Consider the following 25,752-nt stretch of genomic DNA (forward strand, 5'->3'; position numbering starts at 1 on the left):
GGAGAATCTGATCGCGATCCGACTCTGTCCAGCCCGACCGGGATGGCTAGACTGGTCCTGACCAGTGGCCATCGGTCGCTCAACTGGTAAAGGGAGCGGAACGCGCGAAGGGGAACGTATGAATGCCGACGTGCCGGGGACGGTGCTGAAACGGGAGCGGGCACGCGACGCGGTCCTGGAGCTGATCGAGAGCCGCAGCCCCGGCGACGCCATCCCGTCGGAGCGGGCCCTCTGCGCTCTGCTCGGCGTGTCCCGGCCCACCCTCCGGGCCGCCGTCGACGAGCTGGTGGCCGCCGGTCTGCTCGTCCGCGAACACGGACGCGGGATGTTCGTCGCGCCGGAGAAGATCACCCAGGAGCTGGTCTCCGCCGACCTCGCACTGAGCGTGCCGCAGGCGGCCGGAGCGTGGTCGAGCAGGCTGCTGGAGTTCACCACCCTCCAGGCCGGCGCCCGCGTCGGCCGCAAACTGCGCATGTCGCCCGCCGACGAGATCGTCTACGTCGCACGGCTGCGCCTGGTCGACGGCGCACCCATGGCCATCGAGCACCTGCACATCAGGGCGGCGCTGGTCCCCGGCCTGTCGGCCCAGGAGCTGGAGGACGGCGACCTCTACGAGCACCTGCGCCACACCCACGGGGTGCACGTCCGCGAGGCCGTCCAGGCCATCGAGCCCACGGTCGTCACGAGGGCGGAGGCCCAGCTCCTGGAGGTCCCCGAGCTCTCCCCGGCCCTGCTCTTCGAGCGCCTGACCTCGGACACCGCCGGGCAGCCCGTGGAGTACGTCCACTCGCTCTACCGGGGTGACCGCTACCGGATCGTCTCCCGGCTCGCCCTCGGCCCGGCCGCCGCGACCGCCCCGCTGGTCAGGGACGGGCACCACCCGGGGATCCCGCCCGGGGACTTCGCACACGGCGACCCGATCGCCTCGTCCACCCGGGGGGACATCCAGGCCGGACCGTGAGGAGCCGGCCACCCGCCCGGCCGGGCGGCCGTCCCCGTCCGGGCCCTCCGGGCCCGGCGCCCCGTGCCTTAGGGTCGGGACGAGCCGTGCGAGCCGAGGGACGCGGCGGGACATCAGGGAGGCACCGTGCGCTTGAGGGTGGAATTCACCACCGAGCCCTTCGATCTCGACGAGGCACCCGCCCACGCGGTGGTGGCCCGCGAGGTCGTCCAGACCGCCGGCCTGGACGCCGTGGACGTGGGCCCCTTCGGGAACACGGCCGAAGGGGGCGCGGACGAGATGCTCACCGCCGTGGACTCCCTGCTGCGCAGAGCCCTGGCCTCGGGCGCCACCCGGGTCTCCCTCCAGCTCAACGTGATCGGGGAGGACACCCCGTGACCGAACCGGCCGACCATCCGCTGGTCACCGCCGTGAAGCCACTCGTCGACGCCATGGGGGCGGAGCTGCTCGCCCCCGAGCAGGCCACCACCGAGGACGTGCTCCTCGCGTGGGAGGGGACCGACGTCATAGCCGTACGGCTTCCGCAGCTCTCCGAATCGCTCGACCACATCCTGTCCGCGATGGAACGGCGGCACGGAATGCCGCTGGCCGAGCTGGACAGGAAGGCCAAGCAGGGCGTCGTCCGCACCCTTGAGGCACGCGGTGCCTTCTCCGTGCGGCACGGCGTGGAGACCGTGGCGGGCGCGCTCGGCGTCTCCCGCTTCACCGTCTACAACTATCTGAACCGGGACAATGCCGCCAAGGGGTGAGTAGCGACGCGTAATGCGGTGCAATGCCGTCGTCCGGGAACTCGGGCGGCGGCATCTCTTGTTCGCGGAATTTCAACAAACTGTTGACGTGGTGTTGTGGAGGGCGTTAGCTATCCGCAGCCCGACAACGCACAGCGAAAAAGGCCACGGAGGCTCCCGTGACTACGAGCTCCACACCGGGCCTCGCCCGGTTCAACACCCTGGCGGCCGAAGAGGCCGCAGCCGCGCTGCACGAGGTGTGTGCCAGTGCGGCGTGGGGAAGTTCCGTCCTCGCCCACCGGCCCTACGACGGCACGGAAGCCCTGTTCTCCGCGAGCGACGCCGCCCTGGCCGAACTCTCACCCGAGGACCTGGCCGAGGCCATGGCCGGCCACCCGCCGATCGGCCGCCCCAAGCCTGGGGACCCGGCCTCCGCCCGTGAGCAGCGGGGGATGGCGGGTGTGTCCGAGGAGCTCAAGGCGGAGATGCTCGAACTCAACCTGGCCTACCAGGAGCGGTTCGGACATGTCTTCCTGATCTGTGCCACCGGAGCCACCGGTGAACAGATGCGCGACGCGGTGCGGGCCCGCATCGGCAATTCGCCCGAGCGGGAACGCGAGATCGTCCGCGCCGAACTGGGCAAGATCAACCGCATCCGCCTGACCCGCCTCGTGCAGGACTCCTGAGGGCCCGGGCACCCCGTACAGCACTTCTGAGAGCAAGGAGCGTGACGGTCTTGAGCACCGACACCACCGCATCGGTGTCCACCCACATCCTGGACACCAGCGTCGGCCGTCCCGCCGGAGCCGTCACCGTCTCCCTGGCCGCCCGCAGCGGCCGCGACGCGCAGTATGTGACGCTCGGCGGATCCGCGACCGACGCGGACGGGCGCTGCAAAGACCTGCCGGCCCTGCCGGAAGGAACCACCCACGTACGGCTCGTCTTCGACACCGAGTCGTACTTCACCGCGAAGAAGCAAGCCGAGGCGCAGCAGGACGCCCCCCGCGTAAGGGACAGCGGCGCGTTCTTCCCGGAGGTGGCGATCGCATTCGCCGTCACCCCGGGCGAGCACTACCACGTACCGCTGCTGCTCAACCCGTTCGGCTACTCCGTTTACCGAGGGAGCTAGCAGACAATGCCCACGATTCTCGGCCAGAACCAGTACGGCAAAGCAGAGAACCGCGTCGTCAAGATCACGCGGGACGGCGACACCCACCACATCAAGGACCTCAACGTCTCGGTCGCCCTCTCCGGCGACATGGACGACGTCCACTACTCCGGCTCCAACGCCAACGTCCTGCCGACCGACACCACCAAGAACACGGTGTTCGCGTTCGCCAAGGAACACGGCATCGAGTCCGCCGAGCAGTTCGGCATCCACCTCGCGCGGCACTTCGTGTCCTCGCAGGAGCCGATCAAGGTGGCCCGGATCAGGGTCGAGGAGTACTCCTGGGAGCGCATCGCGACCTCCGACGGCAACTCGAAGTTCATCGGTGCCGACGAGGTCAAGCACTCCTTCGTCCGCAAGGGCCAGGAGACGCGCACCACGCAGATCACCTTCGACGGTGAGAAGTGGGAGGTCATCTCCGGCCTCAAGGACCTCTCCGTCATGAACTCCACCAACTCGGAGTTCTGGGGTTACGTCAAGGACAAGTACACGACGCTGAAGGAGGCGTACGACCGCATCCTCGCGACCGACGTCTCCGCCAAGTGGCGGTACAACTGGGCCAGCGACCAGGAGCGCATGCCGAACTGGGAGAAGTCCTACGAGCAGACGCGCAAGCACATGCTCCAGGCCTTCGCGGAGACGTACTCCCTCTCGCTCCAGCAGACCCTCTACCAGATGGGTTCGCGCATCATCAACAACCGCAGCGAGATCGACGAGATCCGCTTCTCGCTGCCGAACAACCACCACTTCCTCGTCGACCTGGAGCCCTTCGGCCTCAAGAACGACAACGAGGTGTACTTCGCCGCCGACCGTCCCTACGGCCTCATCGAGGCGACGGTGCTCCGGGACGGCGTCGAGCCGAAGATCCCGGTCGACATGACCAACCTCTGACGCGGTGCTGAACCGGTCCCCGCCCCGCTGCGGGCGGGGACCGGTCATCCCGGAGGGAAATTCCATGGCACAGCCTGCAACGGGGCCGGCGAAAGGCCCGTGTAACGCACCACCGACCGCTGCCGTCACGGCAGTTCACCCGGTGGACGAGAAGCTTCCGCCCGCGCGGCTCGTTCCCGCCGCGCTCCAGCACATCGCCGCCATGTACGCGGGCGTCGTCACCCCTCCGCTCATCATCGGGCAGGCCGTCGGACTCGACGCGGCCGGTATGACCCGGCTGATCGCGGCGAGTCTCCTCATCGCGGGGCTCGCCACCCTTCTCCAGACCCTCGGCGCCGGACGCTTCGCCGGGAACCGGCTGCCCTTCGTCAACGCCGCGTCCTCGGCCGGGATCGCGCCGATGCTCGCCATCGCGGAGACCAGCGTCCCCGGCCGCCAACTACCCGCGATCTACGGGGCGGTACTCGTCGCAGGCGTCTTCTGCCTGGCCGTCGGCCCGTTCTTCGGGCGGCTGCTGCGCTTCTTCCCGCCGCTCGTCACCGGGGTCGTCATCACCCTCATCGGCGTCACACTGATGCCGGTGCCCGTCGGGTGGGCCCAGGGAGGCGACGCCACCGCCGGTGACTTCGGCGCCATGAAATATCTGGCACTGGCAGCCTTCACCCTCGTCGTCATCCTGCTGATCCAGCGGTTCGGACGCGGCTTCGTCAAGCAAGTGGCGCTGCTCGCGGGCATGTTCATCGGCACGCTGGCCGCTATCCCGTTCGGACTCGCCGACTTCTCCGCGCTCGGCTCCGCACCCGTCGCCGCGCTGCCCACACCCTTCGCCTTCGGACCGCCCGAGTTCCAGCCCGCCGCGATCCTCTCCCTGTGCATCGTGATGCTGGTACTGATGACGGAGTCGTCCGCCGGCATGCTGGCGCTCGGCGAGATCTGCGACCGGCGCACCGACGGCCCCACCATCACCCGGGGTCTGCGCACCGACGGCATCGCCACCCTCCTCGGCCCGGTCTTCGGAGGCTTCCCGACCAGCGCCTTCGCCCAGAACGTCGGTGTCGTGTCGCTGACGCGGGTGCGCAGCCGGTACGTGGTCGCCGCCGCGGGCGGCGCCCTGATCGTCCTGGGCGCCTTCCCCGTCCTCGGGGCGGTCGTCTCCCTCGTCCCGATGCCCGTGCTCGGCGGCGCCGGCATCGTCCTGTTCGGCTCGATCGCGGTGAGCGGAATCCGGACTCTGTCCGAGGCGGGGCTCGACGACAGCTCCAACATCATCCTCGTGGCCGTGGCACTCGGCGCGGGCATCATCCCGCTCGCGGCACCCGGCTTCTACGCGGGATTCCCGTCCTGGGCGCAGACCGTGCTCGGCTCCGGTATCAGCGCGGGAGCGCTCGTGGCGGTCCTGCTCAATCTGTTCTTCCACCATCTCGGCACCCACAGCCGTAACGCTGTGGCACTCAAATCCTCCTAGGGTCCTGCCGTGCCCGTACATCCCCGGAAAGAAGAAGGAAGCGCCATGGCAGCATCGGCAGACCCACAGCGCATCGTCATCGAGAACTGTTCCGTCGCCACGGTCGACGCCCACGACACCGAGTACGCGTCCGGGCACGTCGTCGTGGCCGGCAACCGCATCGAGTCCGTCGGCGCGGGCAACGCCCCGGAGGGCCTCGGAGGCGTCGTACGGCGCGTCGACGGCACCGGTCACCTGGTCACGCCGGGCCTGGTCAACACCCACCACCACTTCTACCAGTGGATCACCCGGGGCCTGGCGACCGACCACAACCTCTTCGACTGGCTGGTCGCGCTGTATCCCACGTGGGCGCGCATCGACGAGCCGATGGCCCGCGCGGCCGCCCAGGGGTCGCTCGCGATGATGGCCCGCGGCGGGGTGACCACGGCGATGGACCACCACTACGTGTACCCCCGTGGCTCCGGCGACCTGTCCGGCGCGATCATCGGCGCCGCCCGCGACATGGGCGTACGCTTCACCCTCGCCCGCGGTTCCATGGACCGCAGCGAGAAGGACGGCGGGCTGCCGCCGGACTTCGCCGTGGAGAGCCTCGACGGAGCGCTCGCCGCCACCGAGGCCACCATCGACGCACACCACGACACCTCGTTCGGCGCGATGACGCAGATCGCCGTCGCCCCCTGCTCGCCCTTCTCCGTCTCAACCGAACTGATGCGCCAGGGCGCCGAGTTGGCGCGACGTCGCGGCGTGCGCCTGCACACGCACGGTTCGGAGACCGTCGAGGAGGAGCAGTTCTGCAAGGAGCTGTTCGGGATGGGGCCGACCGACTACTTCGAGTCGACCGGCTGGCTCGGTGACGACGTGTGGATGGCGCACTGCGTTCACATGAACGACTCCGACATCGCCGCCTTCGCCCGCACCGGCACCGGCGTCGCGCACTGCCCGTCCTCCAACGCCCGCCTCGCCGCAGGCATCGCCCGCGTCCCCGACATGCTCGCCGCCGGTGTCCCGGTCGGGCTCGGCGTCGACGGCACCGCGTCCAACGAGTCCGGCGAACTCCACACCGAACTGCGCAACGCCCTCCTCATCAACCGGCTCGGCGCCCACCGCGAGAAGGCGCTCGACGCGCGTCAGGCGCTGCGCCTGGGGACGTACGGGGGCGCCCAGGTCCTCGGCCGGGCCGAGGAGATCGGTTCGCTGGAACCGGGCAAGCTCGCCGACCTCGTGCTCTGGAAGCTGGACACCCTGGCGCACGCCTCCATCGCCGACCCCGTGACCGCACTGGTCTTCGGCGCCGCGGCGCCCGTCACCCTCTCCCTCGTCAACGGCAGAACCGTGGTCGAGGACAACCACCTCACCACCGCGGACGAGGACGCCATAGCCCGCGCGACCCGCGACGAGGCAAGGCGACTGGCGCAGATCGCCGCAGGAGCCTGATGCTCCGCACCCCCTGACAGGCCGGCCGGGGGGGACGGCCCCCGGCCGGCCGCCGTGGACCCAACAGGTCCACGGCAGCCTGTACGGGTGCGCGTACGCCATGTACGCGCACCCGCACAGGTGAGCTCCAAGCTGCCCGCACCAGCTGCACGACCTGCACCAACGCACCACTCAGCACCACCTCCCTGATACCCACGTCGCCCGACGTGTACCCGACCGGAGGAAGCCGTGGCAGCTACGCCCAGGTTTCGCAAGAACGCAGTCGAAGCAGACGCAGTCGCACCCGCAGCAAGCCCAGGAGAAGGAGAACCGGACCGGAAACACCCGGTCGACGAGACGCTTCCGCCCCTCAGGATGTTCACCAGCGGCCTTCAGCACGTCGCCGCGATGTACGCGGGAGTGGTGGCCCCGCCCATGATCGTGGGGCCCGCCGTGGGCCTCAGCGCCAAGGAGACCGCCTTCCTCATGGGGGCGAGCCTCTTCACCGCGGGGATAGCCACCCTGCTCCAGACCCTCGGCTTCTGGCGAATAGGCGCCAAACTGCCGTTCGTCAACGGAGTCTCCTTCGCCGGGGTCACCCCGATGATCGCGATCGGCAAGGACCGGGGCCACGACGGCATCGCCGTCATCTTCGGAGCGATCATCGTCGCCGGCCTCCTCGGCTTCGTCCTCGCCCCGTACTTCTGCAAACTGGTGCGGTTCTTCCCACCCGTCGTCACCGGCACCGTCATCACGCTGATCGGCGTCTCCCTGCTCCCGGTCGCCTTCAACTGGTCGCAGGGCGGCAACGCCACGGCCGACGACTACGGCTCGATGACGAACATCACGATGGCCGCCGTCACCCTCGTGATCGTGCTGGCTCTGCGCAAACTGCTGCGGGGCTTTCTCCAGCAGATCGCCATCCTGCTCGGTCTGGTCATCGGCACCCTGATCGCGATCCCCGCCGGCATCACCGACTTCGGGGCGCTGGGCGACGCCGACGTGGTCGGCTTCCCGACGCCGTTCCACTTCGGCGCACCGCAGTTCGAGATCGCCGCCATCATCTCGATGTGCATCGTGATGCTGGTCTGCATGACCGAGTCGACCGCCGACATGCTGGCCCTCGGCAAGATCGTCGGGCGTCCGGCGGACGAGCGGACCATCGAGGGCGGACTGCGCGCCGACACCCTGGGCAGCGCCGTCAGCCCGCTCTTCAACGGCTTCATGTGCAGTGCGTTCGCCCAGAACATCGGGCTGGTCGCCATGACGAAGGTCCGCAGCCGGTTCGTCGTCGCGGCGGGCGGAGTCATCCTGGTGCTGCTCGGGCTGGTCCCCGTGGCCGCGTCCGTCATCGCCCTCGTGCCGCTCCCGGTCCTCGGCGGCGCCGGCATCGTGCTCTTCGGGTCGGTCGCCGCGAGCGGTGTCCAGACGCTGGCCACCGCCGCCCTGGAGAAGGGCGAGAACGCTCTGATCGTCGCGGCGGCCGTCGGCGTCGGCCTCATCCCGATCGCCGCGCCGGGCTTCTACCACGCCTTCCCGGAGGACCTGCTCGTCGTCCTGGACTCGGGCATCTCCACCGGCTGCGTGGTGGCGATCGTGCTGAACCTGGCCTTCAACCACTGGGGCCGGACGCCGGACGCGGAACCGGAGACGGAAACCGCGGACGCCGAACAGCCGAAGGACCCGATGGCCCTGCCCGTCGCCCCCTGACACACCGGTGCGCGTACGGGAACCTCCGAGGGGGAGGGCCCGTACGCGCACCATGTGCGGCCGGTGTCAGCCGATGTGGAAGCTGTCGCCGTAGACCTGCCAGTCCAGCGGCGGATCGAGATCCAGATTGCCGTTCCGCAGGAACACCCGCTGAGCCGTGTCCACCCGGCTGGTGTCCGAGTGGGCTTCCTCCTGCTTCATCGCCCGGACCCGGGCGTCCAGGAACGCGTCGAGGTAGGCCACCTCGTCGCCGCCCCGGGACGGCGGGCTCGCCTGGGCCAGTGCCGCCTCCCGGATCGAGCCGAAGCTCGCGCTGTCGCTGCCGCCGCCGTGCATCACGAGGGCGTCGTAGTAAGCGAACTGGCCGAGAGTGCCGAGTCCGTCGGCCTTGCCCTGGCGCACCGCCGGATCGAAGTAGACCCGGTCGCGTTCGTCGTTCTGCGCCTGCTGGAAGGCGGGGTCCGACGCGGCCTCGGCCCAGTGTCCGGTGAAGCCGGGGTCCAGCCCCTCGTGCGAGTCCGTGCCGTCCACCGCACGCAGGGCCGGCAGATACGCGGCCAGGACGTTGCCCGGCTTCCCCTCGGTGTACAGCTCCACCAGGTCGAGCATGTCCCCGGTGCCGGAGCAGAACCCGATGATCCCCGCGGTGTAGCCGCGGCCGTCGCCGATGTCCTCGATGTAGCCGTACTGCCCCTTCCAGTCCAGCGTGGAGTTCTCCGCGCTGGACACCAGTTGCATCGCGATGTCCTTCTTCGCGGGGTCGTCGAGCCCGGTCGCGGCTGCCTCCAGTCGTGCGGCCGGCGGCGTGGGGACGCCGGCGTGAGCGGTGGCCGGAACCGCCGTGAAGGGCAGCCCGAGGGCCAGCACGGCGAGTCCCGCGGTGCGGATGAATCGGGTGGTGCGACGTGAGGTGCTGTTGTGGGGGTGGTGCACCGGTCCTCCCAGGGGAGTTCGTCGTTCCGATGTTCTGTTAGGAAGCTTTCCTATCAGGTTCCGGAGCGGGTGGTAACCCCTTGGCGCCCGGTTGGCCGGGAGCTGTTCAGCCGCCGTCGATGCGGAAGCTCTCCCCGTAGACCTTCCACTCCAGCGGGGTCTCCAGCTGGAGCTTCCCCTCGCGTACGAAGACGCGTTGGGCGGTCTCCACCCGGCTGGTGTCGCTGTGTGAGGGCTCCTCGCGGAGCGCGGCCACCCGGGCGTCCAGGAAGGCGTGGAGATAGGCCTCCTCGTCGCCGCCCTCGGAGGGCGGGTCGTTCTCGGCGAGGGCCTGGGTGCGTATCGTCCGGAAGCCGACCGTGCCGTCGGTGTCGGCGTACCCGTGCATCACGTAGGCGTCGTAGTAGATGAACTGCCCCAGGGCGCTGAGCCCGTCGGCCTCGGCGCGCTCCACCGCCGGGTCGAAGTACGAGCTGTCCCGCTCGGCGTCCTGCGCCGACCGGAAGGCCGGGTCGGCCGCGGCCTCCGCCCAGGCCTCGGTGAAGGCGCTGCCCAGCCCCTCGTGCGAGTCGCTGCCGTTCACCGCGCGCAGTGCCGGCAGGAATGCCTGGAGCGCGTTTCCCGGACGCTTCGCCGTGTAGCGCTCGACGACCTTCAGCAGATCTCCCGTGCCGGAGCAGAATCCGATGATGCCCGCGGTGTAGCCGCGGCCGTCGCCGATGTCCTCGACGTAGCCGTACTGCGCCTTCCAGTCCAGCGTGGAGTTCTCCGCGCTGGACACGAGCCGCATCGCGATGTCCTTCTTCGCCGGGTCGTCGAGCCCCTTCTCGGCGGAGCCGGAACCGGGCCCGGAACAGCCGGCCAGGACGAGGGCCGCGACGGCGGCGAGGGCGAGACGTCTGTGCTTCACGCACCAAGCGTGCCAGGCCGGGGGGCGGCGCCGGCGGGGGCGGGACGCCTGTAGCGTTCGCGACATGGAAGATCAGTCTGTTGTGGACGTCGGCGAAGTGCGGCTGGCGTACCGGACGTGGGGCGACCCCTTCGGGTCGCCCGTCGTCCTCTTGCACGGCCTCGGCGGCTCGTCCCTGAGCTGGGAGGCCGTCGGCACCCTGCTCGGCGAGGAGTGGCGGGTGTACGCCATCGACCTGCGCGGCCACGGCGAGAGCGACTGGCCCGACGAGTACGGCTTCGAGCAGATGCGGGACGACGTCCTGGAGTTCCTCGACGCCTGCGAGCTCGACCGGGTCGGACTCGTCGGTCACTCGATGGGCGGGGTGGTCGCCTATCTGCTCGCCGAGGAGCACGCGGACCGGGTGGAGCGCCTGGTGCTGGTCGAGACCCCGCCGCCGTTCCCGGGACAGCTGGTGGCCGGCAACCGGCCCGGGGACCCGGTGGACTACGACGAGAACGTCGTGCCGGCCGTGCGGGCCCAGGTGGCCGAGCCGGATCCTCGCTGGGAGCAGGAGCTGGGGCAGATCGTCGCCCCGACGCTGATGATCGCCGGGGGTCCGGAGAGCGGCATGCCGCAGGGGCGGCTGGCCGACATGGCCTCGCTGATCCCCGACTGCCGGCTGCTCACCCTGGGCGGCGGCCACCATGTGCACAAGAAGCACGCGGACCAGGTGGCCCAGCAGATCACCGAGTTCTTCACCAGCTGAGCGGGCCCGGCCTCCTGGCCCCGGTCCCCCTGGCCGCCGGGCCCTGCGGCTCGACGCCCTCAGCCGCCGGGCCGCCAGTCGGGCCGGCGCCCGCTCAGCGCGATCACCCGGTCGGCCGGCGGCGCGTCGGCCGGGACCGGGACCGGCGGGCCGAAGATCGCGTCAGGGCCGGACCTGTCGTCGTCCCCGGGCGCCAGCATCGCCTCCGAGGAGCGCAGGCTCGCCTCGTCCGCCCGGAACTCCTGCCCCGTCGCCCTGGCCAGATCCCAGCCGTGCACGACCAGCTCGTTGAGCGCGACCGTCCCGGCGACCTGCCCGGGAAGATCCACCCCGCCCGCCCGCGTCATGCCCTCCAGTGCGGCCGGGGAGCGCCAGGCCTCGACCAGCTCGTCCAGCAGGGGCGGCAGCGCCGTACGCCAGTCGTCGGGCAGCACGGGCAGGGCGGAGGCCGGAGGGGCGTCGGTCGTCGGGCCCGATTCCTTGTGCGCGGCGTCGCGGAAGGCCACGGTCAGTCCCAGCAGATGCCCGAGCAGCTCCCGGACCGCGTAGTCGGGGCAGGGGGTCGGGCCGTCCAGCTGCCGGTCGTCGACGGCGCCGATGAGCTCCTGGACCTGCCGAGCCGCCGGTCCGAGATCGATGCCGGGCGCGGCCATGCTGTTCGTTTCCATACTCTTCGGACCGTCTCCGCGCCCGGAACTCATCGGGACATCGCGGAACGTTCCGGTCCGCCCTCTTGTCGGCGGCCCCGTCCGCATGGCATATAGGTCTGGACCATTGCTGTCGGATGGAAGGCATCACCGTGCAACGCCCCCACGCACGCACCGCGTTGGCCTGTTCCGCCGCGCTGCTTCTCGCCGGCCTCACCGCCTGCGGCGGACCCGCGGAAGCGGACACCAAGAACCCGACTGCCCCCAGGGGGGTCACCGCGCAGGCCGGCAGTGCCTCCTCCGCACACGTCATGTGGGAGCGGGCCTCCGACAACGAGGGGATCACCGGCTACGACGTCTACCGCGAGGGGAAGAAGGCCGCCTCGGTGGACGCGGCCAAGCTGATGACCGACATCGAGGGTCTGACCGCGTCCACGGCCTACACCTTCACCGTCAGAGCCCGCGACGCCGCCGGGAACCTCTCCGCCCCGAGTGCCGCGGCCGCCGTCACCACGCCCGCCGCCGCGCCCGCCGACGAGGAAGCGCCGACCGGGCCGACGAAGCTGCGCGGCGAGGCGGACGGCGGCCGGACGGTCACCCTGTCCTGGGGCGGCTCCACGGACGACGTGGGCGTCACGTCGTACGACATCTACCAGGAGGATTCCAGGATTCACAGCGTCCCGGGCACCCGGACCACGGCCCGGCTCACGGGGCTGCGCCCCGGCACCGTCTACACCTTCACCGTCCGCGCCCGCGACGCCGCCGACCGTTCCTCGCCGGACAGCGACGCACTGGATCTCACCACCCCGTCCGCCCCGGGTGCCCCCGCGAGCACGGCACCCACCGGACTGCGGACGGCGACGACGGCGCGGGGCGGCGAACACCTCGTCGACCTCTCCTGGGACCAGCCGGACACCGGCGGCACGATTCCCGCCTACCAGCTCTTCCTGGACGGAAAGCTGACCACCACGATCGTCTGGGGCGGTACGCCGCCCAAGGGCCGGGCGACGTACCGGCTCACCCTGACCGACCCGCCCGGCACCCGGTACTCGCTCAAGCTCCGGCCCAAGCTCCCCGACGGGACGTGGGGCGACTTCTCGGCCCAGCGCACGGTGGTGCTGCGCGGCTGACCGGAGGCCGGTCGCTCACGGCCCGCGCCAGAGGTTGGCGAAGGCCGCGTTCTCGATGGTCCGCCTCTGCCGTACGGCCTCCAGCTCCATCACCGCGTCGTGGACCGCTGCCACCACGGTCGTCACCGCCTCGTCGTCGAAACCGGGTGCGTCATCGGTCCCGCCGCCGTCGATGCCCACCGCGGAGGCGAGGGCGGCCAGCACGGGTTCCCCGGCGTCCCGGCGGTCGGCCGCGCGGCGGCGGCCGGGCGTATCGGCCGGCTCGACGTGTTCCGAGCCGAAGGGCGACCGGCCGCTCCGCTTCCGTGTCAGCTCGCCCTCCTTCTCCAGGCCGGCCTGGTACGCGGCCGAGAGGTCCTGGCCCCTGCGCCACAGCCAGTCGTCGATCCGCTCGTAAGGCGGTTGCCGGGTGAGCCGCGCCGACGCGTCGCCGAGGAGCGCGTCGTCCGGCGTCCGAGGCTCGCCCGGCACGATGCGGTCACCGTCCACGGCGACGGCCCCCTCGCCGATGAGGTCGATCAGCTCGGCTCCCGCCAGCGCGAGCGACAGGTCGCCCTGCCCCACGGCGTGCTCCGGCCGCGGGTCCATGGTGATGATGAACAGGTCCTTCGCCGTGGTCATGTACCCGGCTCCCCTCGGAGGCATCGACAGAAGTGCGTCCCCGCCGGTCCGCCCCGTGTCCGGAGCCGTTCGCGGCGAGGGTCACCGTCACGATCAGTATGGCTCCGCCCGGGCGGCTTCCGGCCGGGCCCGAGCCGATTCGCCTCGCCGGACGGCGTCATGGCGCCGGTGATCGCCGGATGTCCCGGCGATATGCCGCGTATTATTTCCATGATTGGGGTAATTGCCCGATTCCTGGTGTCCGGGACCGACGCCCCGGGCACCCTCGGCGAAGGGGATGGCCACATGCAGTACGAGGAGCTGATCGGGAAGGTGCAGGCCCGGGCGCGGCTGTCCGGCAGGGGCGGTGCCGAGCGTGTCACCGGTGCGGTGCTCCGGACACTGGCCGAACGGCTGCCCGACGGCCTCACCGGGCACCTGCTCGCCCAGTTGCCATCGGCTCTGGCCGCATCGGTGACCGACGAGGCCGGTGAGACAGGGCCACCCGCCCACGAGCCGGAGCGCAGCGGCTCGGGCGAGCGCTTCGACCTCACGGCGTTCGCGGGCCGGGTCGCCTGGCGAGCCGGGGTGTCCGAGGACGTCGCGCTGGAGCAGACCGCAGCCGTCCTCGAGGTCCTGGACGCGGCCGTCGCCCCCGAGCTGATGGAGAAGCTGACGGCCGCCCTGCCCGCGGACATCGGCGGGCTGCTGCCCACGGCTCGGGCCCGCGAGGCCGGGGAGTAGGGAACCACCGCTCGTCCCCTCCGGCGCCGGCGCGCTAAGGTACCGGCCCCCCGGTGGTGGCGGGGCCGGCGGAGGAGGCGGGCGGCATGCGAGGTGCGCGGGCTTCCCGGCGTGTGGTCACCCGGGGCCATGTCGTGCGGGGGGCCTGCGGGTACTTCCTGCGGCACGGCACGGTGGAGATGGGCGCCCTCGCCCAGGACCTCGCGGTCAGCCGGGCCACCCTCTACCGCGTGGTCGGCAGCCGGGACGCGCTCCTGGCCGATGTGCTGTGGGAACTGGCCGAAGACCTCCTGGACCGGGCGAGGCGTCGGCGTACCCGGACGGGTGTGGACGGTGTCCTGGAGATCACCCGCTACTTCATCAAGGCTCTGCGAGGCTCAGCCCCCTTCGCCGGCTTCCTGCGTGCGGAACCCGAGACGGCGCGGCGCCTGCTGACCGGCGGCTGTGTTCACCGGCGCGCCGTCCTGGCCCAGCGGAGCATCCTGCTGGAGGCGGGGGAGAGGGACCGGCTCTGGCCCCGTTCGGGCATCGACGACCTGGCGTACCTCTACGTCAGGATCGTCGAATCCGCCCTGTACGCCGAGTTGCTGAGCAGCCGCCGTCCGGACCTCGCCCTGGCCGAACGCACTGCCCGCGCCGTGCTCCAGCAAACCCGCAGCGCGCCGCCGGGCGCGATCTGAGACCGCTGTCTCACCCTCGGTCCGGCCACTGGTGGGCCCGTCGGCGCCGGCCGTAGTTTCCGACCCCGACGACGGCAAACCCGGAGGACACGATGACCCGCTCCCAGCCGGCCCGGACGGGCCGGGCGACCTTACTCGCGGTGCTTCTCGCACTCGTCGGAACCCTCAGCGCCCTGACGCCCCCGACGCAGGCCGCGACCGCCCCGCGCGCCACCGTCAACCCCGTGATCTTCGTACACGGCCAGGAGGGTTCGGCCCAGCAGTGGCAGTCCCAGGCCAAGCGGTTCTCGAGCAACGGCTACCGCGACGACCTGCTGTACGTCCACGAGTACGACACCTCGGTGGCGACCGACGACCACGCGGTCGCCGGTCTGGAGGACCTGGTCGACTCGGTCCTGGCGCGCACCGGCGCGCGGCAGGTCGACCTCCTGGCCCACTCGCGCGGGACGCGGGTGGCGCACGCCTACCTCGCCGTCCCGGAGCGGGCGGCGGAAGTCGCCAAGTACGTGAATCTGGACGGCCGTACGGCCGCCGCCCAGCCCGGCGGAGTGCCCACCCTCGCCATCTGGAGCAGCCTCCAGCCGAACGGATCGATCGGCGGGGCGCTCAACGTCCACGAGCCGGAGGCGAGCCACACGGAGAGCGCCACCTCCGCCGAGAGCTTCGCCCACATCTACGCGTTCCTCCGTGGCAGGCCGCCGCTCACCACCCGGGTGCTGCCGGAGCCGCACACCTCCGTGGAGATCGCCGGGCGCGCCGTGCACTTCCCGCAGAACAAGGGGCTCGCCGGCCGCCTCGAGGTGTGGCGGCTCGACCCCGCCACGGGCGCCCGGGCCGGTCTCCTCCCCCAGCACGTCGTGCGGACCGGCGCGGACGGGGCCTTCGGCCCGCTGGGAGTGAGCGGACGCGGACACTACGAGCTGGCGTTCATCCGCTCCGGCGAACGCACCGCCCACTTCTACTTCGAGCCCTTCGAGCGCGGCGACCGCTTCGTGCGCCTGCTCGTCTCCCCGCCGGGCGGCGTCGCGGACTCCATCGACGTCTGCCCCGCGCACACGGCGCTCACCATCGTCCGCGCACGTGAGTGGCGGGCCGGGACGGCCGAGGACGACCGGCTCCGCATCGCCGGGGCCGATGTCCTCAGCGCGGCGGTCTCGCCTCGACTGCGGCAGATCCTGGGCCTGTTCGCCTTCGACAAGGGATGCGACGGGATCAGCCACCTCGACGCGGCGCTGCCGCCCTTCGACCGGATCCCGTTCCTGACGGCCACCGACCTCTCCCTTCCGGCCGACTCGTGGGCCCGTGGAACGATCCCCGTGACGGAGACGATGCGCGGGACCGGCGTGGACGAGACCATCGCCGTGCCCAACTGGCCCTCCGACCGCCACACCGTGTCCCTGCTCTTCAAGGACTACGTGGACATCCCGTCCGGCGGGTGAGCCGGCGGAACCGGCTCAGGCGGCCAGGGCGGCGGGTTCCCCCAGCCGGGCGGCCGCCGTGCGCCAGGCGGCCGTCACCGCCGTCCGGGCGTGCTCGGTCCGGGCGGCGCCGTCGGCCGTCAGCACGACCGGTTCACCCACGTGTACATGGAGCTCCGGACGGCGCAGCGGCGCCGTGAACAGTCCCGCGAGCTGTTTGGCCGTGCTCCCCGAGGTGACCCGACGGGCTCCCGCCTGGCCGACGGGCACCACCGGAGCACCGGTGCGCAGCGCGAGGCGGGACAGACCGCTGCGGAAGGCCTCGGGTGCCGCCTCTGCGGCGTCCGTCCGCCGGGGGAGGCCGCCTTCGGCGTAGATCAGGATCAGACGCCCGCGTTCCAGCACCTCGGCGGCCGCGTCCAGGGCGTCCGCCGCGCGCCGGTCGCCGCGATGGACGGGGATGTGCCCCTCGCGGGCGAGCGCACGGCCGAGCACCGGCACGCGCCAAAGCCCTTCGGCCGCCATGACGACGGGACGGACCCCGAGGCGGTGCAGGGCGGCGAGCACGACGGCGGGGTCGGCGAGCGAGGTGTGGTTGGCGACGAGGATGCTGCCGGGGGCGAGTGCGGCGCCCGCGTCGGTGGTGACCGTGAGGCGGCCGACGGCGGGCACCAGGGCGTCGGCGAGGTGGCTGAGCATGTCCGGTCTCCTGAGCTCGACGGTGTCGGTCCCCATCGTCGGCGGCGGAAGCGCCACGGGCCTGAGTAGCCGCACTCATCCTGCGCTGCCCGGTGCTCAGGCGGGGCCACGGCCCGCTGCGTCCACGGGGGCTCAGCCCGGGACGCGTGCCGTCTCGACCCACGGGGGAGCGGCCGGCGCGGACGGGCCGATGAGGGCGGCGACGAGCCGACACGTCGGGATATCGATCGGCCAAAATCCTTGATCCCCGTCAGCACCTCGATCACATGAGGTGTTCAGGCACCCCCGGCACGGAGGAAGCCCGTGAGCCGGCCGCCGTCGTCGAGCTGACCACACCCTGGAGGCGGCTGGAGTCTCCCCGCGCGCTGTATCCGTCGCCAACGGTATGAGCGTCGGCGGGGACTGTTTCACTCCATTCACTCCATCCTTCACAACAAATACATATCGTGTTGCCGATCTCTGGTGTGTCGGGCCATGTGGGCTGATAGGTAGATACCTCCAGGGGGGCCTGTGAGGGTGGATACCCCTGTGCGCCCTGCTCAGGAGGTACTCACCACATGCCCCAAAAGCTCACGACCGTATCCGCCACCACGAGCGATCCGGGACTCGACCGGCTCAAGGTCGTGCTCGACGGGTGGCGGAACTCCCTCCTGGACATGGGCGGGCGCAACCGGCTGCTGAACTTTCGGCACACCAGGACGTCAACCCTGGAGATCACCTCACCCGATGCAGGGTCCCTGCTGCCGGGGCTCGTCAGGGGCTGGGAGTTCGCACCAGCGGCGGACGCCGCCGAGGAAGCCGACGCCGAGAGTCGTGGAGTGGCCGAACGGCGATCCAGGGCAGGCCTGATCACCCAGAAGGCCACCCAGGCAACGCTGGACGGCGCCCTGTACCAACTGCGGCAGAAGTCCGGTCAGATGTTCAACGACTATGGGCTCTGGGTGCTGTGGCTGGGTATCGGCATGCTGGACTGGCGCGAGGACGGCGCCCATGAAGGCAGCTCCGCACCCCTGCTGCTGGTACCGGTGGAGTTGCGCCGGGACAGTCATCGCCGGTACCGGCTCCACCTGGCCGACGGCCAGGACCGGGCCCACAACCCGGCCCTGGCGGTGAAGTTGGATCGGATGGGTGTGGACTGGTCCGCGGTGACCGGTACCGATGTCACCGATCTGCAGGCGATCTTCTCCGCTGCTCGCGCGGCCTCGGCCGGACAGAAGGACTGGTGCGTCGACGAGCGTGTCGTACTCGGCCTGTTCGCCTCGCACCGTGAAGCGATGTACCAGGACCTGCAGCAGAACGAGGGCCGGATTCTCGGGCATCCGTTGGTCCGCGCCGTTGCCCTCGGCCCCGACGCGGGACTGCCCGACGACCTCATCGGGTTCGACCCTCCGGGGCTGGACCGCATCGACGAGGTCCAGCTGCCGGAGAAGACCCCGCTGGTGCTGGACGCCGACGCCTCTCAGCGCCAGTGCATCGCCGCGGCACTCGACAACCGGTCCTTCGTGATGAGCGGTCCTCCCGGAACAGGCAAGAGCCAGACCATCACCAACATGATCGCCGCCCTCATGCACGCAGGCCGCAGTGTGCTGTTCGTCAGCGAGAAGGCTGCCGCACTCGACGTCGTGCGCAACAGGCTGCGCGGCGTGGGGCTGGGCGACTTCGTCATGGCCCTCCACAGCGGTGACACGAGCAAGAAGGCGGTCGCCACTGAACTCGCCCGGGTACTGACAACCGAAGCCAGGGTCACCGGAGCCGCCGAGCACGAACTGGAGCGGGCCCGCCGACTGCGCGAAGAGCTGTCCGCGTACGCCGCCGGAATGAACCAGAACCGGGAGCCCTTGCAGCGGACGCTCCATGACGTCCTTGGGCGCCTGGTCCAGCTGGAGCAGGCGGGTACGCCGCCGCTGACACTGTATGCGCAGCACGCGAAAGCCGTCCGGACCCTGAGCGCCGGAGCCCTGCAGGAGCTTGCCGGTGCGGCCCAGGCCATCAGCAGGGCTTGGCGCCCAGCCGTCGAGGGTGAGGCTTTCCCGTGGCGTGGCCTGGTCGGAACCTCCGCTCACCAGGTTGTCACCGAGGCATCCACCGCCCTCGAGGCACTGCGGACCGCGACGGGCCGCCGCCCCTTCCCTGCGACGACGAAGGACCCACGGTCGGTTCGCGAGCTGCAGCAGACGGTGCGTTCGGTGCGGACAGGCCTTCCCGACGCCGCGGGTTCACCAGAAGCGCCTCTGTCCGACGACGTCTCCAGCCAGCTCGAGCAGCTCGCCGACCTGTTCGGCATGCCGAAGCCGGAACACGTGGACGCGGCTTTCGCTCTGTGCGCGCTTGCGGATCTGACCACTGCCGGACAACGCCCGCCACGAGGGTGGTTCGACGACCACACCTTGAGCCGAGCGCACCTGGCCGCACAGGAGTTGCGGACGGCTCTGGACGCCGAGACCATGGCGCGCACGGCTGCCGAGGACATCTTCGGCGCGCAGGTTCTCGAGTCAGCGGACCTGCCGCACCTGGTGGCCCGTTTCGCGGATCAGCACCGCGGACTGAGGGCCCGGTTCTCGGCACAGTACAAGGCCGACCGCGCGGCCGTCGCGGCACTCACCCACTCCCGAGCCTGGGCCAAGTCACTGGTCGGCCGGCTGGACGATGCGCTGGCCTGGCGCACGGCCGCGGCCGAGGTGGTACGCCTCGCAGCCGAGCACGCCACCCTCCTGGACAGCTATACCCCGCGTGACCAGGGAGCGGTGGACGCGCTCGCCAGAGCCCTGGCTACCGCTGACCGCATCGCCGAGCTGAGCCGTGATGCCGACGGGCGGCACCTGCTGGCCGACCACCTGGCCGACGGCAGTGACACGGACCGTCTTCCGGGGCTGCTGGCCGACAACGTACGGCGATCGCTCGGCGACTGGTGCGCGGTCTCCACACGTCGAGCCGAACGCTGGAGCGCATCCGTGACCGCGCTGCTCGAACTCTTCGACCCTGTCCGGCAAGGGCAGCTTTCCCCGGCCCTGCTGGGCACCTTCGACCAGGCGCAACAGGTCGTCGACGCGTTCCTCGCCGACCCGCACGGCCCCGAGGAGTGGCACGCGTACCGTGCCGGCCTCGGTGTCCTCGCCCGTCACGGCGCTGACGGCCTGGTGGTGAACGCCGCCGAGAGGGCCGTCGATCCGCAACAACTGCCGCACATCGTGGAGCAGGCAATGCTCCGGTCCTGGGCCGATGACATCCTCGCCACCGACGCCCGCCTGCGCACGACCCGCTCGGATGACCTGGACGCACGCGTTGCGGACTACCAGGAGGCCGACCGCCGCCTGATCGCCGCGGCAGGTGGTGCCGTGATCGAAGCATGCAACAAGCGCCGGCCCCGCAGCTACGGCAGCGGGGGCGGCGCCGTCATCATCCGCGAGGCGGAGAAGAAGACCCGGCACATGCCCGTACGGGAACTGCTCGGCCGGACGCGTGAGGTCGTACGACCGATCAAGCCCTGCTTCATGATGAGTCCCCTGACCGTCAGTCAGTTTCTGCCTTCCGACTACCAATTCGACGTCGTTGTCTTCGACGAAGCCTCACAGGTCCGGCCCAGTGACGCGATCAACTGCATCTACCGCGGACGTACGCTCGTCGTCGCCGGGGACGACAAGCAGCTGCCGCCGACCTCGTTCTTCGATTCCGCAGGCGAGGACGACTCGGACGAGTACGAGACCGATGTGCCCGATTCCTTCGAATCGCTGCTGCACGCCTGCAAGGCCGGCGCCATGCGGGAACTGCCCCTGCGATGGCACTACCGCAGCCGCCACGAGAACCTGATCACCTTTAGCAACCACTCGTTCTACAAGAACTCGATGGTGACCTTCCCCGGTGCTCTCGATAAGGGCAACGGTGTAGGCGTCGCCTTCCTCAAGGCCGACGGTGTCTACGACCGGGGAGGACGCCGCGACAACCAGGCGGAGGCGAACTATGTCGCCGAGCGCGTCATCCACCACTTCGACACCCGCCCCGGCAAGACCCTCGGCGTGGTGGCTCTCTCCCAGGCACAGGCTTCAGCCATCGACCAGGCAGTACAGCAGGCCCGCATCCTGCGCCCTGATCTCGAGAACTGCTTCACCGAGGGGCGCCTCGACGGCTTCTTCGTCAAGAACCTCGAGTCGGTGCAGGGCGACGAACGCGACGTGATGATCATGTCGGTCGGCTATGGCCCGGACGAGCACGGGAAGCTCGGCCTGAACTTCGGCCCCATCAACAAGGGAGGCGGCTGGCGCCGCCTCAACGTCGCGGTCACCCGTGCCCGCTACCGCATGGAGGTCGTTGCCTCCTTCCGCGGCGCGAGCCTTGCCGACAGCTCGAACGAGAGCGTCCAGCATCTCAAGCGCTACCTGGAGTACGCCGAGAACGGCCCCGCCGTCCTCGCCCGCGACGTCGTCCAGTCCGACGCGGAACCCGACAGCCCCTTCGAGGAGTCCGTACTGGCGGTGCTGAGCGACTGGGGCTACCGCGTCCAGCCGCAGGTCGGCGTCGCCGGTTACCGCATCGACCTCGGCCTGCGCCACCCGGAGCTGCCGGGTGCGTATGCCCTCGGCATCGAGTGCGACGGAGCGATGTACCACTCCTCGAAGACGGCCCGGGACCGTGACCGGCTGCGCGAGCAGGTGCTGAACGGTCTGGGCTGGCGGCTGTACCGGATTTGGGGCACCGACTGGTACCGGGGAAGGGCGGCAGCCGAGCTGCGGCTGCGGGAGGCGGTCGAGCAGGCCATCGCCCAGGGCCCGCCAGCAGCATCGGCCTCCCAGGTGCCGGGGTCCACGGAGCCGGTGGACGAGCCGTCCGCCGTCCCGCCGGAGTCGGCCTCGCAGGTCAGCGCTGCGGCACGGTCGGGCGGTCAGGTGCTCACGGTTCCGGTCGCACGGGTGCCCGCACAAGCTGCTGCTGTGGAGTATGAGCGGGTGCCTGTCGAAGCGGAGGCGGACCGCGGCTGGAGCGCCCCGTACCGGACGAGCTCGGCCCGGGTCGGTTCGTCCCACCTGATGCACACGGCGGAGGCCCGGCCCGCGTTGCGGGGGGCGCTGGAGCAGATCATCGAGTTCGAGGGACCCATCCACGAGGATCTGCTGATGCTGCGGGCACGCACGGCCTGGGGTGTCACCAAGGCGGGCAGCCGCATCCAGGACAACATCCGGCAGGTGGTGCGCGCCATGGTCCGCACCGGGCGCTTCTCCAATGTCGGAGCGTTCTTCGACGTGGTGCAGCGGGGCGAGCTGAAGGCCCGGCGTCCAGAGGACGGGGAGGCCGCACGCAAGGTGGTGCACATCGCGCCGGCCGAGCGCTATCTGGCCCTGTGCGAGCTGACGGCGGAATGCCCGGGCATGACGCAGGACGAGCTGATCAAACAGACCTGCGACTTCTTCGGGTGGCGTCGCACGGGCAAGGACATCAAGGACTGCCTGACGGCCGACATCGCGGAGCTGCACCGGCTGGGTCGGCTGGAGGGCGGCCCCGAGAGGGTGAGCGCGGTGCGGTGAGGCACGACAGCTCTGTCGCTCCGCTGGGAACGGGGTGGGGCGAGCCTGTGGTCGTAGCGCCGGAGCCCCGGCACGTAGTGGCTCAAAAGCTCGTTGCTCTGTGCCTCCAGGAACTTCAAGTGGGTGAACGACAGCTGGATTCGGCTGCGGGGACGTCAAACAGCGGGTCCTGAGGGGGCAGTAATGCGGCGAGGCGCTGCTGCCTCGCCTCGTGCAGCGGCAAGGTTTGCCGATCTTCAGGGCGCCGGCGCCGTTCTGGACGAGCCGGCCAGGGTCGTCGCCCCAGTACCTTTCTGACGCCCAGTGCGAACACGGAACAGACCGCCTCCGGCGCCGTCGGCGCCGGAGGCGTAGCTGCTTCACGCGACGGACGTCAGCTCAGCTGCTCGTAGGCCGGCAGCGTCAGGAAGTCCGCGTAGTCCTGGTCCAGCGAGACCGTGAGCAGCAGGTCGTGGGCCTGCTGCCACTTGCCGGACTCGAAGGTCTCCTCGCCCACCTCCGCGCGGATCACGGCCAGTTCCTCGGCGGCGACCTTGCGGGCCAGGTCGGCGGTGGCGTGCTCGCCGTTCTCGAAGACCACGTCCGCGTTGATCCACTGCCAGATCTGCGAGCGCGAGATCTCGGCGGTGGCGGCGTCCTCCATCAGGTTGAAGATGGCGACCGCGCCCATGCCCCGCAGCCACGCCTCGATGTAGCGGATGCCGACCGCGACCGCGTTGCGCAGGCCGTCGTACGAGGGCTTCGCGTCCAGCGTGTCGATGGCGATCAGGTCGCCGGCCGCCACCGAGACGTCCTCGCGCAGGCGGTCCTTCTGGTTCGGCTTGTCGCCGAGGACCGCGTCGAAGGAGGCCATCGCGATCGGGACCAGGTCCGGGTGCGCCACCCAGGAGCCGTCGAAGCCGTCGCCCGCCTCGCGGTCCTTGTCCGCCTTGACCTTCTCGAAGGCCACCTTGTTGACCTCGGCGTCACGCCGCGACGGGATGAAGGCCGCCATGCCGCCGATGGCGTGCGCGCCGCGCTTGTGGCAGGTGCGGACCAGGAGTTCGGTGTACGCCCGCATGAACGGGGCGGTCATCGTGACCAGGTTGCGGTCCGGCAGGACGAACTTCGAGCCGCCGTCGCGGAAGTTCTTGACGATGGAGAAGAGGTAGTCCCAGCGGCCCGCGTTCAGCCCGGAGGCGTGGTCGCGGAGCTCGTAGAGGATCTCCTCCATCTCGTACGCCGCGGTGATCGTCTCGATCAGGACGGTCGCGCGGACCGTTCCCTGCGGGATGCCGACGTAGTCCTGGGCGAAGACGAAGATCTCGTTCCAGAGGCGTGCCTCGAGGTGCGACTCCGTCTTCGGCAGGTAGAAGTACGGGCCCTTGCCGAGGTCGATCAGGCGCTGCGCGTTGTGGAAGAAGTAGAGGCCGAAGTCGACCAGCGCGCCGGGCACCGGGGTGCCGTCGAGCTGGAGGTGGCGCTCGTTCAGGTGCCAGCCGCGCGGGCGCGTGACGACGGTCGCGAGCTCCTCGGCGGGCTTGAGGGCGTACGACTTGCCGGATTTCGGGTCGGTGAAGTCGATGTTCCGGGTGTACGCGTCGATCAGGTTGAGCTGGCCGGTGATCACGTTCTCCCACGTGGGGGCGGACGCGTCCTCGAAGTCGGCGAGCCAGACCTTGGCGCCCGAGTTCAGGGCGTTGATGGTCATCTTGCGGTCGGTCGGACCGGTGATCTCCACCCGGCGGTCGTCCAGCGCGGCCGGAGCCGGGGCGACCTTCCAGGTGTCGTCCACACGGACCGCTTCCGTCTCCGGCAGGAAGTCCAGCGTGGAGGTGCGGGCGATCTCGGCGCGGCGCTCGCCCCGGCGGGCGAGCAGTTCGTCGCGCCGGGGCGTGAACCGCCGGTGGAGCTCGGCCACGAACGCGAGGGCCGCATCGGTCAGGACCTCGTCCTGCCTCGGCAGGGGCTCGGCGTCGACGATGGCCAGCGGGGACGGCGCTGGTGCGGACATGAGCTGTCACTCCTTCAGCGGGTGGTGCGGCGGCATCCCACGGCCGCCGGGTCGCCCGGGACGGCACGGGGTGCCAGGGCTCCGAGATACGGCCATGGGTACCGCCGAGGAACCGGAAGCGGAACCATGGGCTTCTGATCAGTGGATATTAGTTTCCTCATGGTGGAAGTTCAATGGTTTGTTGATGTCGAGATTCTCCGGGTCGACAGACGTGCCGCTCCGGTGGCGCCCCGTGCCAGGTCCGGCACGGTCCGTTCACTCCAGGAGTGTCAGGTCCTCCGGCGTGTCGATGTCGTACGCCTGAGCCACATCGGAACACTCGACGAGCGTGATCGCATCGCGATGCGCCCGCAGGTACGCCCGCGCCCCCTGGTCGCCGGCCGCCGCCGCGGAGATGTCGGCCCACCGGCCGGCCCCGAACAGCACGGGGTGGCCGCGCTCCCCGTCGTACGCGGCAGCCGCCAGCGATTCCCGGGAGCGGTAGGCCGAGCGCACGCGCGCCACCGCCTCCGGCCCGATGCCCGGCTGGTCGACCAGGAGCACGAGAGCCGCGTCCGCGTCCGAACCGGCGAGGGCGCCCATGCCCGCCCGGAGCGAGGAGCCCATGCCCTCCTCCCACGACGGGTTCACCGTCACCTCGCATGCCGAGAGGTCCGCCAGGGCCTGGACCTCCTCGGCCGCCGCACCCAGGACGACGCGGACGGGTCCGCACCCGCCGTTGCGCAGTGACCGGACCGCGTGCTCGACCAGCGGGCGGCCGCGGTGTTCCAGCAGGGCCTTCGGCCGGCCGCCGAGGCGACGGCCGCCACCGGCGGCGAGCAGCACTCCGGCGATGACGGGGATCGGTTGTGTGTGAGCCATGTGCCCTGGATACCACTTGGCCGTGCCTGCCGGAGGAGTGGCTGTCACACCTCGGAGGTACGCTGATTCCTTGTCCGCACAGTGGCGCACGCCACCTCCGGTGGCGTTAACTTGCGGACGGCACCGGGCACTTGACCGCCGCCCGGGACCGGGTCGACACACCGGCACAATGACGTGCGAGGGGGAGTGCTTTGTTGCGAAGCGTGGGGCAGGAGCGGTTGACCGGGAGCGGCGAGGACCCGAGGGTGACGGAGCTGCGTACGGCCGTCTCCCGGCTCCGCCGCGAACTCGCCGGACATCCCGCCGAGTTCCCGGACCGGGGAATCGCCGAGGACGAGCTGGCCGCGCTGGACGCCATGGCGGTCAGCGGGAGGCCCGAGGTACCCAGGCTGCGTCGTTCGCTGCTGCTGGTCGCGGGGGCGATCGGCTCGGTCAGCGCGCTGGCCCCGGGCCTGCGGGACGTGCGGGTCGCCGTCGAGCTCTTCGGGGAGCCGCCGCGCCGCCGCCCGTGACGCCGGAGCTGTCGGCCGTGCCTGT

General features: G+C 70.7%; 23 protein-coding genes. 16 read left to right on the plus strand and 7 right to left on the minus strand.

Annotated features, from left to right (window positions below; translation table 11 throughout):
• Nucleotides 1–118 precede the first annotated feature (118 nt).
• The 9 genes from ACZ32T_RS11750 to ACZ32T_RS11790 all read left to right on the plus strand — a co-directional run bounded on the left by ACZ32T_RS11750 (nucleotide 119) and on the right by ACZ32T_RS11790 (nucleotide 8,336).
• Entirely contained in the window at nucleotides 119–961 is an 843-nt protein-coding gene (locus ACZ32T_RS11750; protein ID WP_467264015.1) for a GntR family transcriptional regulator, read from the plus strand.
• Nucleotides 962–1,087: 126 nt separating this feature from the next.
• Nucleotides 1,088–1,339 carry a YkoF family thiamine-binding protein gene (locus ACZ32T_RS11755; protein ID WP_467264017.1) on the plus strand — a complete coding sequence of 84 codons (252 nt, stop codon included), beginning with the start codon at nucleotides 1,088–1,090 and terminating at the stop codon, nucleotides 1,337–1,339.
• Nucleotides 1,336–1,710, plus strand: a complete 375-nt coding sequence (locus tag ACZ32T_RS11760; protein ID WP_467264019.1) for a helix-turn-helix domain-containing protein — start codon at nucleotides 1,336–1,338, stop codon at nucleotides 1,708–1,710. The genes ACZ32T_RS11755 and ACZ32T_RS11760 overlap by 4 nt, the downstream gene beginning before the upstream one ends.
• 158 nt (nucleotides 1,711–1,868) lie before the next feature.
• On the plus strand, nucleotides 1,869–2,375 hold the full coding sequence (uraD, locus tag ACZ32T_RS11765; protein WP_467264021.1) for a 2-oxo-4-hydroxy-4-carboxy-5-ureidoimidazoline decarboxylase: 507 nt from the start codon (nucleotides 1,869–1,871) through the stop codon (nucleotides 2,373–2,375).
• Nucleotides 2,376–2,425: 50 nt separating this feature from the next.
• Nucleotides 2,426–2,818, plus strand: coding sequence for a hydroxyisourate hydrolase (gene uraH, locus ACZ32T_RS11770; RefSeq protein WP_467264023.1), 393 nt, complete (start codon nucleotides 2,426–2,428; stop codon nucleotides 2,816–2,818).
• Between the two features lie 6 nt (nucleotides 2,819–2,824).
• The gene (gene pucL / locus ACZ32T_RS11775; protein WP_467366526.1) at nucleotides 2,825–3,748 is read left to right on the plus strand and encodes a factor-independent urate hydroxylase; all 924 of its coding nucleotides are present in this window, start codon (nucleotides 2,825–2,827) and stop codon (nucleotides 3,746–3,748) included.
• Between the two features lie 64 nt (nucleotides 3,749–3,812).
• Nucleotides 3,813–5,213, plus strand: coding sequence for a nucleobase:cation symporter-2 family protein (locus ACZ32T_RS11780; RefSeq protein ID WP_467264025.1), 1,401 nt, complete (start codon nucleotides 3,813–3,815; stop codon nucleotides 5,211–5,213).
• 45 nt (nucleotides 5,214–5,258) lie between these two features.
• Complete coding sequence (locus ACZ32T_RS11785) at nucleotides 5,259–6,647, plus strand: 8-oxoguanine deaminase (RefSeq protein ID WP_467366528.1); 1,389 nt, start codon at nucleotides 5,259–5,261, stop codon at nucleotides 6,645–6,647.
• Nucleotides 6,648–6,875: 228 nt separating this feature from the next.
• Nucleotides 6,876–8,336 carry a nucleobase:cation symporter-2 family protein gene (locus ACZ32T_RS11790; RefSeq protein ID WP_467264029.1) on the plus strand — a complete coding sequence of 487 codons (1,461 nt, stop codon included), beginning with the start codon at nucleotides 6,876–6,878 and terminating at the stop codon, nucleotides 8,334–8,336.
• Nucleotides 8,337–8,402: 66 nt separating this feature from the next.
• On the opposite strand, the gene ACZ32T_RS11795 is transcribed toward ACZ32T_RS11790, so the two are convergent.
• Nucleotides 8,403–9,269, minus strand: a complete 867-nt coding sequence (locus tag ACZ32T_RS11795) for a chitosanase (RefSeq protein ID WP_467366531.1) — start codon at nucleotides 9,267–9,269, stop codon at nucleotides 8,403–8,405.
• A 106-nt stretch (nucleotides 9,270–9,375) separates the two neighbouring features.
• A complete protein-coding gene (locus ACZ32T_RS11800) occupies nucleotides 9,376–10,179 on the minus strand; it encodes a chitosanase (RefSeq protein WP_467264032.1) in 804 nt (267 codons plus the stop codon).
• A gap of 64 nt (nucleotides 10,180–10,243) precedes the next feature.
• Here ACZ32T_RS11800 and ACZ32T_RS11805 point away from each other — a divergent pair, with 64 nt between their 5' ends.
• A complete protein-coding gene (locus ACZ32T_RS11805) occupies nucleotides 10,244–10,927 on the plus strand; it encodes an alpha/beta fold hydrolase (protein WP_467264033.1) in 684 nt (227 codons plus the stop codon).
• Nucleotides 10,928–10,986: 59 nt separating this feature from the next.
• On the opposite strand, the gene ACZ32T_RS11810 is transcribed toward ACZ32T_RS11805, so the two are convergent.
• Nucleotides 10,987–11,595 carry a TIGR03086 family metal-binding protein gene (locus tag ACZ32T_RS11810; protein WP_467366533.1) on the minus strand — a complete coding sequence of 203 codons (609 nt, stop codon included), beginning with the start codon at nucleotides 11,593–11,595 and terminating at the stop codon, nucleotides 10,987–10,989.
• A gap of 116 nt (nucleotides 11,596–11,711) precedes the next feature.
• Here ACZ32T_RS11810 and ACZ32T_RS11815 point away from each other — a divergent pair, with 116 nt between their 5' ends.
• Entirely contained in the window at nucleotides 11,712–12,704 is a 993-nt protein-coding gene (locus ACZ32T_RS11815) for a fibronectin type III domain-containing protein (protein ID WP_467264036.1), read from the plus strand.
• Between the two features lie 15 nt (nucleotides 12,705–12,719).
• Here ACZ32T_RS11815 and ACZ32T_RS11820 read toward each other — a convergent pair whose 3' ends face one another.
• The gene (locus tag ACZ32T_RS11820) at nucleotides 12,720–13,325 is read right to left on the minus strand and encodes a GOLPH3/VPS74 family protein (protein ID WP_467264038.1); all 606 of its coding nucleotides are present in this window, start codon (nucleotides 13,323–13,325) and stop codon (nucleotides 12,720–12,722) included.
• 285 nt (nucleotides 13,326–13,610) lie between these two features.
• Here ACZ32T_RS11820 and ACZ32T_RS11825 point away from each other — a divergent pair, with 285 nt between their 5' ends.
• The 3 genes from ACZ32T_RS11825 to ACZ32T_RS11835 all read left to right on the plus strand — a co-directional run bounded on the left by ACZ32T_RS11825 (nucleotide 13,611) and on the right by ACZ32T_RS11835 (nucleotide 16,167).
• Nucleotides 13,611–14,048: a DUF2267 domain-containing protein gene (locus tag ACZ32T_RS11825; RefSeq protein WP_467264041.1), complete on the plus strand. Its 438-nt coding sequence runs from the start codon at nucleotides 13,611–13,613 to the stop codon at nucleotides 14,046–14,048.
• An 86-nt stretch (nucleotides 14,049–14,134) separates the two neighbouring features.
• Complete coding sequence (locus tag ACZ32T_RS11830; protein WP_467264043.1) at nucleotides 14,135–14,728, plus strand: TetR/AcrR family transcriptional regulator; 594 nt, start codon at nucleotides 14,135–14,137, stop codon at nucleotides 14,726–14,728.
• A gap of 92 nt (nucleotides 14,729–14,820) precedes the next feature.
• Nucleotides 14,821–16,167: a hypothetical protein gene (locus ACZ32T_RS11835; protein WP_467366535.1), complete on the plus strand. Its 1,347-nt coding sequence runs from the start codon at nucleotides 14,821–14,823 to the stop codon at nucleotides 16,165–16,167.
• Between the two features lie 15 nt (nucleotides 16,168–16,182).
• On the opposite strand, the gene ACZ32T_RS11840 is transcribed toward ACZ32T_RS11835, so the two are convergent.
• The gene (locus ACZ32T_RS11840; RefSeq protein WP_467366537.1) at nucleotides 16,183–16,845 is read right to left on the minus strand and encodes a lysophospholipid acyltransferase family protein; all 663 of its coding nucleotides are present in this window, start codon (nucleotides 16,843–16,845) and stop codon (nucleotides 16,183–16,185) included.
• A 557-nt stretch (nucleotides 16,846–17,402) separates the two neighbouring features.
• On the opposite strand from ACZ32T_RS11840, the gene ACZ32T_RS11845 reads away from it, so the two are divergent.
• The gene (locus ACZ32T_RS11845; RefSeq protein ID WP_467366539.1) at nucleotides 17,403–22,361 is read left to right on the plus strand and encodes a DUF3320 domain-containing protein; all 4,959 of its coding nucleotides are present in this window, start codon (nucleotides 17,403–17,405) and stop codon (nucleotides 22,359–22,361) included.
• 373 nt (nucleotides 22,362–22,734) lie between these two features.
• Here ACZ32T_RS11845 and aceB read toward each other — a convergent pair whose 3' ends face one another.
• Together aceB and ACZ32T_RS11855 are read right to left on the minus strand one after the other, a co-directional pair.
• Nucleotides 22,735–24,354, minus strand: a complete 1,620-nt coding sequence (gene aceB, locus ACZ32T_RS11850) for a malate synthase A (RefSeq protein WP_467366541.1) — start codon at nucleotides 24,352–24,354, stop codon at nucleotides 22,735–22,737.
• Nucleotides 24,355–24,609: 255 nt separating this feature from the next.
• Nucleotides 24,610–25,215: a nucleotidyltransferase family protein gene (locus tag ACZ32T_RS11855; protein ID WP_467366543.1), complete on the minus strand. Its 606-nt coding sequence runs from the start codon at nucleotides 25,213–25,215 to the stop codon at nucleotides 24,610–24,612.
• Nucleotides 25,216–25,406: 191 nt separating this feature from the next.
• Here ACZ32T_RS11855 and ACZ32T_RS11860 point away from each other — a divergent pair, with 191 nt between their 5' ends.
• Nucleotides 25,407–25,727, plus strand: a complete 321-nt coding sequence (locus ACZ32T_RS11860) for a DUF5955 family protein (protein WP_467264054.1) — start codon at nucleotides 25,407–25,409, stop codon at nucleotides 25,725–25,727.
• Nucleotides 25,728–25,752 lie beyond the last annotated feature (25 nt).

The sequence above is a fragment of the Streptomyces sp. NPDC023573 genome (genome assembly GCF_055559735.1).